Source organism: uncultured Fretibacterium sp. (assembly GCF_938030725.1).
Taxonomy (GTDB): Bacteria; Synergistota; Synergistia; order Synergistales; family Aminobacteriaceae; genus Fretibacterium.
Window position 1 is genome coordinate 1 of the sequence record NZ_CALHIQ010000105.1, and the last position, 2,535, is coordinate 2,535.

The following is a 2,535-nucleotide window of genomic DNA, read 5'->3' on the forward strand; positions in this document are numbered from 1 at the left end:
GGCTTCGCGGCAGCGGTTGCCTCAGGAGCCTCCGGCAGGGGGTTCTTCCTTGGGCGTCCACGCTTGCGGCGCGGGGGCTCTACCGCGGTCGTGTCCGGGCCAGGTTCCGCCGTAACAGCAGGTGCCGCGGCAGCGGGCGCCTCAGGTGTCGGGCCCTCCGACAGGGGGTTCTTCCTTGGGCGTCCGCGCTTGCGGCGTGGGGGCTCTGCCGCGGTCGTGTCCGGACTCGGCTCTACTGTAGTTGCAGATTCCGCGGTAGCGTGCGCCTCAGGCGTCGGGGCCTCCGGTAGGGGATTCTTCCTTGGACGTCCGCGCTTGCGGCGCAGGGGTGTGGAGGACGCCGGCGCCATCTCTTCGAGCGGTTGGTTCGTCTTCTCCCGGGCGTTTTTTTCGTTCATTGTGCGATCCCTCCATCACCGTGCCGGCAAGTGCAAAGCCGTTCATGCCCGCCTGGCACTCATCGGCTGCGAACGGAAGCGAATTTTCCGCATGCTCCCATCATCCTATTATAACGGTTTTGCGCACTTTTTTCGCAAATTCTCTTTATTGCGGGGGACGCTGCCTGCGGGGTCTAAATTGTGATGTACAAGACGGCCGCGCGAAGTGGATCGCGCGGCCGTCCTGCATGGAACAGATTGAAATTTGGGTCCGTCAATAGATGGCACAGAGCGTGCCGTCGCCGCTTCCGAGGTAGAGGACGCCTCCGTCGAAGGCCGGCGTGCCGTTGATGCCTTCGCCGGTCGTGAAGGTGGCTCGCTCTGCGCCGGAGGATGCGTTCAGGACGTGGAGGACGCCATCATCGCCTCCGGCGAAGATCAGGCCCTCAGCGAGGACGGGACGCGCCGCGACGTTGCCGCCGTTCGTTTCGAACTGCCACAGGATGGCTCCGTTCTCCTCGCTCAACGCGACGATCTTGCCGTTGGCCGTCCCCACGAAGACGCGCCCTCCACCGACGGTTGGGGGGGTGGTGATGGGCTCGCCGACGTTCGGTTTGCTGTTCTTCCAGAGGGGGATGACGCCCTTGAGCCGAACGCGCTGCACGGTGCCGTCCCAGCTGGAGTAGAACACGGACCCGTCGCTCATGGCTGGGGTGTTGATAGCGCCGCCCGCGCCGCCGCCCCAGATGCGTTTGCCCGTCTTGGGGTTGATGGCGCTGAACCTGCCGTTCTGCTCGCCAAGAAGGACGAGCCCGGCGTCAAAGGCCGGAGCGTTGCGCAGTTCCTGGTCGGCCGTGTAGGTCCAGACGAGGCGGCCGTTGGATGCGCTGATGGCGTAGAGTTTGCCATCTCCCTTTGCCAGGTACACCTTGCCGTCACCGACGGCCGTGCCGTCCGCAAGGGTTTCGGCGGCGTATCCTTCCTCCGGTGGAAGGTACTGCCACACGACCGTGCCGGTCGAAAGGGCGAGGCACGTGACGGCTCCGTTGCCCTGTGCGAAGATCACCTTGTCTCCCATGATGGATGGGGTCCCGACGACGGTATTCGTCCCGGTGTAGACCCAGACGGGCACTCCCGAGGCCTTTTGAACGGCGTAGAGCTTCCCCAGGCGGTCCCCTACGATGACCAGATTGCCCGCCACGGCCACGCCGCTCGAGATGCCGTCGTCCGTCCGGAAGGTCCAGCCCACCTCGCCACGCCAGGCGGCGGCGGGGCTTGCCGGAAGCGCGGCGAGAAGCGCCAGGGCCACTGCGAAAAGAACGCGATTTACCTTCATAACAATTCCTCCTCTGCACCTTGAATTGCACGTCTCGCTCCCTGCGGGCCTCACTGCGCCTCGCGCGTCCGGGACGTGCCCAAACGAAAATTCCCATAGCGATACAATACTTTAATATTAAACCGTAAAGGGCGGTTTTTCGACACAGCCTCCTTGCTGAATTTTTGCGCTTGAAGGGCGCAAAAAAGCGGGACTCCCATCGGGAGCCCCGCCGAAATCTGCGTCCGTCGTTTGCTTCAGGCGATGGTCACGTCCTTGCAGAGGTAGACGTCCTGCACCGCGTGGATGATCTCGACGCCCTCCTTCATGGGGCGTTGGAACGCCTTGCGGCCGAGGATCAGCCCCATGCCTCCGGCGCGCTTGTTGACGACCGCCGTGCGCACCGCCTGCGCCAGGTCGGACTCGCCGCCCGATGCGCCGCCCGAGTTGATCAGGCCCGCGCGGCCTGCGTAGCAGTTCAGCACCTGGTAGCGGGTGAGGTCGATGGGGTTGTCCGTCGTCAGCTTGTCGTAGACGAACTTCGAGGTCTTGCCGAAGTTCAGGGCGGTGTAGCCGCCGTTGTTTTCCGCCTGCTTCTGCTTGACGATGTCCGCCTCGATGGTCACGCCGAGGTGGTTGGCCTGGCCCGTCAGGTCCGCGGAAACGTGGTAGTCCGTCGTCTTGCCGTCGACTTTCACCTTGAAGGCGGAGTTGCGGAGGTAGCACCACAACACCGTCGCCATGCCCAGCTGGTGGGCGTGGTGGAAGGCCTTTGCGATCTCCTGGATCTGGCGCGTGGACTCGTCACTGCCGTAGTAGATCGTCGCGCCGACGGCGACCGCG

The 2,535-nt window shown here is 64.3% G+C and carries 2 protein-coding genes and 1 pseudogene; all 3 read right to left on the reverse strand.

Annotated features, from left to right (window positions below; all coding sequences use genetic code 11):
• A pseudogene (locus tag Q0629_RS06390) lies at nucleotides 1-398 on the reverse strand (hypothetical protein); the annotation flags it as partial.
• Between the two features lie 253 nt (nucleotides 399-651).
• Nucleotides 652-1,713, reverse strand: coding sequence for a PQQ-binding-like beta-propeller repeat protein (locus Q0629_RS06395; RefSeq protein ID WP_298780371.1), 1,062 nt, complete (start codon nucleotides 1,711-1,713; stop codon nucleotides 652-654).
• 236 nt (nucleotides 1,714-1,949) lie between these two features.
• On the reverse strand, nucleotides 1,950-2,535 hold a 586-nt coding region (locus tag Q0629_RS06400), incomplete at its 5' end, for a class I fructose-bisphosphate aldolase (protein WP_298780373.1).

Bases quoted from the DNA above. Each gene is read 5' to 3' on its own strand.
- Q0629_RS06395 (WP_298780371.1), bottom strand. From the start codon at position 1,713: ATGAAGGTAAATCGCGTTCTTTTCGCAGTGGCCCTGGCGCTTCTCGCC.